This window comes from Arthrobacter sp. HMWF013 (genome assembly GCF_003061105.1).
Classification (GTDB): domain Bacteria; phylum Actinomycetota; class Actinomycetes; order Actinomycetales; family Micrococcaceae; genus Arthrobacter.
On record NZ_QAIQ01000541.1, the window covers coordinates 1 to 6,697 of the forward strand.

The 6,697-nt window shown below is 61.5% G+C and carries 4 protein-coding genes and 2 pseudogenes; all 6 read left to right on the forward strand.

The features are described 5' to 3' along the window. Nucleotides 1-394 (forward strand): annotated as a pseudogene (locus DBR22_RS18630) (DNA-directed RNA polymerase subunit beta'); the annotation flags it as partial. Between the two features lie 485 nt (nucleotides 395-879). Next, the gene (gene rpsL, locus DBR22_RS18635; RefSeq protein ID WP_018773658.1) at nucleotides 880-1,254 is read left to right on the forward strand and encodes a 30S ribosomal protein S12; all 375 of its coding nucleotides are present in this window, start codon (nucleotides 880-882) and stop codon (nucleotides 1,252-1,254) included. Nucleotide 1,255: 1 nt separating this feature from the next. After that, complete coding sequence (gene rpsG, locus DBR22_RS18640; protein WP_011692813.1) at nucleotides 1,256-1,726, forward strand: 30S ribosomal protein S7; 471 nt, start codon at nucleotides 1,256-1,258, stop codon at nucleotides 1,724-1,726. Nucleotides 1,727-1,795: 69 nt separating this feature from the next. Continuing rightward, nucleotides 1,796-3,910, forward strand: coding sequence for an elongation factor G (fusA, locus tag DBR22_RS18645; RefSeq protein WP_108600233.1), 2,115 nt, complete (start codon nucleotides 1,796-1,798; stop codon nucleotides 3,908-3,910). 242 nt (nucleotides 3,911-4,152) lie between these two features. Beyond that, nucleotides 4,153-5,343: an elongation factor Tu gene (gene tuf / locus DBR22_RS18650; protein ID WP_108600234.1), complete on the forward strand. Its 1,191-nt coding sequence runs from the start codon at nucleotides 4,153-4,155 to the stop codon at nucleotides 5,341-5,343. Nucleotides 5,344-5,520: 177 nt separating this feature from the next. After that, nucleotides 5,521-6,697 (forward strand): annotated as a pseudogene (locus DBR22_RS18655) (hypothetical protein); the annotation flags it as partial.

Consider the following 6,697-nt stretch of genomic DNA (forward strand, 5'->3'; position numbering starts at 1 on the left):
CCGCCGCGTTGTGTCCGAGGGCAAGACTCCGGCTTCCGGACGTCCTGAGCTCATGGGCATCACCAAGGCGTCCCTGGCCACCGAGTCCTGGCTGTCCGCAGCTTCCTTCCAGGAGACCACCCGCGTCCTGACGCAGGCGGCCATGGAAGGCAAGAGCGATCCGCTGCTCGGCCTCAAGGAGAACGTCATCATCGGTAAGCTGATCCCGGCCGGCACGGGTCTCCCGCGCTACACCGAGGTCACCGTGGAGCCCACTGAGGAAGCAAAGGCCAACCTGTTCACCGGCCCGAGCGCATTCAGTGACTTCTCGTACGATTCCCTGGGCGGCGACGGAGCTCCTGAGTTCCACGCCATCCCGCTGGATGACTACGATCTCGGAAACGACTTCCGCTAGCGGGCAGGGCGGGTCCTTACGTGTCGCGTTCCGCGCCACGTAGGGACCCGGACGCCCTGCCCTTCTAAAGCAACGCGGGGTCACTTAAGGCCCAATCCTCACCTCGGATTGGGCTCAGAGTGACCCCGCGTTGCTGTTTAACCCGGGTTGCTGTTCAAAGCGGAAACGGCCGACGACGGCGGGAGGCGTTGGCTTTTCGCCTACACCTGATTAAGGGTGCTGAGCCAGCCGTGCTAAACTTTGTGTAATTGTTCTGTGTGGCAGTGGATGAAGGCCGCCGCAAGCATCATTTTGGTTTTGTTCTCATGATGCTTGGGTGGGAGCTTGTTTCCGGGTTGCGGGCTAGGTGCGCAACGAATGCCACGCTTTTGCACGCCTAAGCAAGATTCTAGACCTCACGGCTGCAGGGACAACGCCAAAACCGATGCACTTCAGGCTGACGCCTGAACGCGCCGGTAGAGATCAAACCAACGGAGAACACGAGAGTGCCTACGATTAACCAGCTGGTCCGCAAGGGCCGCACGCCTAAGGTCAAAAAGACCAAGGCTCCTGCCCTGAACGGCAGCCCGATGCGCCGCGGTGTTTGCACCCGCGTTTACACCACCACCCCCAAGAAGCCGAACTCGGCTCTGCGTAAGGTCGCACGTGTGCGCCTCAACGGTGGCATTGAAGTTACCGCTTACATCCCCGGTGTAGGCCACAACCTGCAGGAGCACTCCATTGTGCTCGTTCGCGGTGGTCGTGTTAAGGACCTTCCGGGTGTCCGCTACAAGATCGTCCGTGGCGCCCTCGATACCCAGGGTGTGAAGAACCGTAAGCAGGCACGCAGCCGCTACGGCGCAAAGATGGAGAAGAAGTAATATGCCTCGCAAGGGTCCGGCCCCCAAGCGGCCGCTCGTACTAGATCCCGTATACGGCTCCCCGCTGGTCACTCAGTTGATCAACAAGGTTCTCGTTGACGGCAAGAAGTCCACCGCAGAGCGCATCGTTTACGGTGCCCTCGAAGGCGCCCGCGCCAAGTCCGGCGGCGACCCCGTAGCAGCCCTCAAGAAGGCCATGGAGAACGTCAAGCCTTCCCTCGAGGTCCGCTCACGCCGCGTTGGCGGCGCCACCTACCAGGTTCCGGTTGAGGTCAAGCCGGGCCGCTCCACCGCCCTCGCGCTGCGTTGGCTGGTTGGCTACTCCAAGGCCCGCCGCGAAAAGACCATGACTGAGCGCCTCCAGAACGAAATCCTGGATGCCTCAAACGGTCTCGGTGCCGCTGTGAAGCGTCGCGAAGACACCCACAAGATGGCCGAGTCCAACAAGGCCTTCGCACACTACCGCTGGTAATACTTCCCGGACGCCGCCGGCTCAACAGAGCCGGCGGCGAACGTGCAGTCCATCCGAAAGGGAGACACCGTGGCACAGGACGTGCTTACCGACCTTAGTAAGGTCCGCAATATCGGCATCATGGCCCACATTGATGCCGGCAAGACCACCACCACCGAGCGCATTCTGTTCTACACAGGTGTGAACCACAAGATCGGCGAAACGCACGACGGCGCTTCGACCACTGACTGGATGGAACAGGAAAAGGAACGCGGCATCACCATCACGTCTGCCGCCGTGACCTGCTTCTGGGAAAACAACCAGATCAACATCATCGACACCCCCGGCCACGTTGACTTCACCGTTGAGGTTGAGCGCTCCCTGCGCGTCCTCGACGGCGCTGTCGCTGTTTTCGATGGCAAGGAAGGCGTTGAGCCGCAGTCCGAGACCGTCTGGCGCCAGGCTGACAAGTACAACGTTCCGCGTATCTGCTTCGTCAACAAGATGGACAAGCTCGGTGCTGACTTCTACTTCACCGTAGACACCATCGTCGGCCGCCTCGGTGCCAAGCCGCTGGTCATGCAGCTGCCGATCGGCGCCGAGAATGACTTCATCGGCGTCGTAGACCTGCTTTACATGCGCGCACTGGTCTGGCCCGGCGACTCCAAGGGTGACGTCACCATGGGTGCCAAGTACGAGATCCAGGAGATCCCGGCTGACCTCAAGGAGAAGGCTGAAGAGTGCCGCGCAGCGCTCGTTGAGACCGTTGCAGAGTCCTCCGAAGAGCTCATGGAGAAGTACCTCGAAGGTGAAGAAATCTCCGAGGACGAGCTCAAGGCCGGCATCCGCAAGATGACGATCAACTCCGAGCTGTACCCGGTGTTCTGTGGCTCTGCCTTCAAGAACCGCGGCGTCCAGCCGATGCTTGATGCTGTCGTTGACTACCTGCCGAACCCGCTCGACGTCCCGCCGATGATCGGTCACGATCCCCGCGACGAAGAGAAGGAACTGACGCGCAAGCCGTCTTCCGAAGAGCCGTTCTCGGCTCTGGCGTTCAAGATTGCCACGCACCCGTTCTTCGGTCAGCTCACCTTCATCCGCGTGTACTCCGGTCACGTGGAAGCAGGCTCCCAGGTGGTCAACTCCACCAAGGGCAAGAAGGAGCGCATCGGCAAGCTGTTCCAGATGCACGCCAACAAGGAAATGCCGGTTGACGGCGCTACCGCTGGCCACATCTACGCAGCGATCGGTCTGAAGGACACCACCACGGGCGACACCCTGTGCGATTCCTCCAACCAGATCGTCCTCGAGTCCATGAGCTTCCCGGAGCCCGTGATCTCTGTTGCGATCGAGCCGAACACCAAGGGTGACCAGGAGAAGCTCTCCACGGCCATCCAGAAGCTCTCCGCTGAGGACCCGACCTTTCAGGTCTCCCTCAACGAGGACACCGGTCAGACCATCATCGCCGGCATGGGCGAGCTCCACCTGGACATCCTGGTGGACCGCATGCGCCGCGAATTCAAGGTCGAGGCAAACGTTGGCAAGCCGCAGGTTGCTTACCGCGAAACCATCAAGCGTGCTGTAGAGCGTCACGACTACACGCACAAGAAGCAGACCGGTGGTTCGGGCCAGTTCGCAAAGATCCAGATTGCGATCGCTCCGTTGGACACGTCCGAGGGCGAGCTGTACGAGTTCGAGAACAAGGTCACCGGTGGTCGTATTCCCCGTGAATACATCCCGTCGGTGGACGCCGGTATCCAGGATGCGCTGAACGACGGCGTCCTGGCAGGTTACCCGGTTGTCGGCATCAAGGCCACGCTGATTGACGGCGCGTACCACGATGTTGACTCCTCGGAAATGGCGTTCAAGATCGCCGGCCGTATGGCTTTCAAGGAAGCCGCACGCAAGGCGAACCCTGTCCTGCTCGAACCGCTGATGGATGTCGAGGTCCGCACCCCTGAGGAATACATGGGTGAAGTTATTGGTGACCTCAACTCCCGCCGTGGCCAGATGCAGTCCATGGAAGATGCCCAGGGCGTCAAGGTCATCCGCGCGCACGTCCCGCTGTCCGGCATGTTCGGCTACATCGGTGACCTGCGCTCGAAGACCCAGGGCCGCGCTGTGTACTCCATGACGTTCCACAGCTACGCCGAGGTCCCGAAGGCTTACGCCGACGAGATCATCCAGAAGAACCGCGGCGAGTAGTCTTCACGGCTCTCGCAGCAACAAACTCGGGTGCGTTTCCGGTTCCGGAAATTCACCTGGTGCAGATGGCCGGTTCCGGCCCCGCCGGCGGCCATCTGCACGAACAGGCTCTAGGCACTAGTATTAGTTCCTGAATCTGCAATTTCACCAATCCAAAGCCCCCCAAGTAGACTTACCTGAGTTTCTGCCGCGATAAGCGCGGTCGAAGGGTAAGTCATTTGAAAACGTTCTAGGAGGAACCTGTGGCAAAGGCAAAGTTCGAGCGGACTAAGCCGCACGTTAACATCGGCACCATTGGTCACGTTGACCACGGTAAGACGACGTTGACGGCCGCCATTTCCAAGGTGCTGTACGACAAGTACCCGACTCTCAACGAGCAGCGCGACTTCGCGTCTATTGACTCTGCTCCCGAAGAGCGTCAGCGCGGCATTACCATCAACATCTCCCACGTTGAGTACCAGACCGAGAAGCGCCACTACGCACACGTAGACGCTCCGGGTCACGCTGACTACATCAAGAACATGATCACCGGTGCTGCACAGATGGACGGTGCAATCCTCGTGGTTGCCGCCACTGACGGCCCGATGGCTCAGACCCGCGAGCACGTCCTGCTCGCCCGCCAGGTTGGCGTTCCCTACCTGCTGGTTGCTCTGAACAAGTCGGACATGGTTGACGACGAAGAACTGCTGGACCTCGTTGAAATGGAAGTTCGTGAGCTGCTTTCGGCTCAGGGCTTCGATGGCGACGAAGCACCCGTCGTTCGCGTCTCCGGCCTGAAGGCCCTCGAAGGCGACCCGGTGTGGGTCAAGTCCGTCGAGGACCTCATGGAAGCTGTCGACAACTCGGTACCGGACCCCGTTCGTGACCGTGACAAGCCCTTCCTGATGCCGATCGAAGACGTCTTCACGATCACCGGCCGTGGCACCGTTGTTACGGGCCGCGCCGAGCGTGGAACCCTCGCCATCAACTCCGAGGTCGAGATCGTCGGCATCCGCCCGGTCCAGAAGACCACGGTTACCGGTATCGAGATGTTCCACAAGCAGCTCGACGAAGCATGGGCCGGCGAGAACTGTGGTCTCCTGCTCCGCGGTCTGAAACGTGATGACGTAGAGCGTGGCCAGGTTGTCGTCAAGCCGGGTTCCATCACCCCGCACACCGACTTCGAGGCTAACGTCTACATCCTCTCCAAGGACGAAGGCGGGCGTCACAACCCGTTCTACTCCAACTACCGCCCGCAGTTCTACTTCCGCACCACGGACGTAACCGGCGTTATCACCCTGCCTGAGGGCACGGAAATGGTTATGCCTGGCGACAACACTGAGATGACCGTTGCGCTCATCCAGCCCATCGCCATGGAAGAGGGCCTCGGCTTCGCTATCCGCGAAGGCGGCCGCACCGTTGGTTCAGGACGCGTCACCAAGATCATCAAGTAGTCACTTGTTGATCTGATTGATCGCTGAATTGAAAGGCCGTCTGACGGCCTGAGGTGAAGTTTGGAACAGCCCCGCTGCTGGTGCAGCGGGGCTGTTCTTTGCTACAGTTAATCCAGTCATTGGATTAATAGGGCCGGGAAACCGGACAGGCAACCTGTCTTCGGGAGAGGGACCACTGTGGGGAACGAAGCGTACGAGGCCGGTTACCGCGCAGGCCACCTCCAGGGGTGGCTTGACGCCATGGCCAGGCTCCAGGGCCCGACGACGGCGGGCGCCAGCGCGCCCCGGCCCGCACCATCGGTGCCTCCCTCGGAGGTTCCCATCTCTGTGGCACCAGCCTCGCCTTTCGCGGCCATTTCGCCGCTTCCGCCAGTGACGGTTCCGGCGCCTCCTGCCCGGGTGGTCCTCCCCGCGCCGCTGGTCCCGCAGGCACCTTCACAGCCCCGCGTCCCTGCCTCCAACGCGGATCCCTTCCGGGCCGAAGCATTCCAGCCGCTCCCGGAAACGCCGGCCGAGCGGCAGGCCCGGCGCGAAAAGCGGGACCGCCAGAACATCAACATCACGTTGTACGTTGCCAGCCTGATGCTGGTGGCCGCCGCGGCCTTGTTCATCGGCACTGGCCTGCCACCCGTCTTGCGTTTCGCCGGGGTCTGCGTGGTTACGGCATTGTTCTATGGTGCGGGGTTTGTGCTCCTGGCCAAGGTGCCCCGGCTGAAACCGGCCGCTGTAGCGTTCACGGGCACGGGGCTGGCGATGGTGCCAGTGACAGGACTGGGGCTGTACAACTTTGCGCTGCACGATGGCCCGGCCGCCTGGCTGATCACATCAGTGATCGGCACGGCCGGTTACATTGCGGCTGCGGTGCGCCTTGAGAGCCGGGTGTTGGTTTACCTGTCCCTCACCTTCGTGGCATCCACCGCGTTCTCCGGAGTCTCAGTCCTTGGCGGTGCGCTGGTTTGGTACTTCGCCGTACTGATAGGAATCGCCACGCTCCTGACCGCGTTGGCCATGGTCCGGCCGGGCTGGCTGCCGCCGGTTTACGTCAGGCCACTGACTATGCTCCACCCGATGGTTGTTCCCGCTGTAGCGGCCGCCGCGACGTTTGTACCGCTGCTCCTGGACAGGGCGGAATACGCCCTGGTCATGGGCATGTGCGGACTGTACTTTGCGTTGATGTCCTCGAAGCCGTTGAGTTCAGCCGTTCCCCTGCGGCTGAGGGTGCTCAACCTCTATGGTGCACGTGCCGCACTGACTGTTGCCGCCGCCGTCGAGGTATGGCACCTGAGCGGCCGGGGGAGTGACGCTCTTCTCGCAGCGGCCGCCCTGCTTGCGGTTCAGGCCGTGGCGGTGGCGT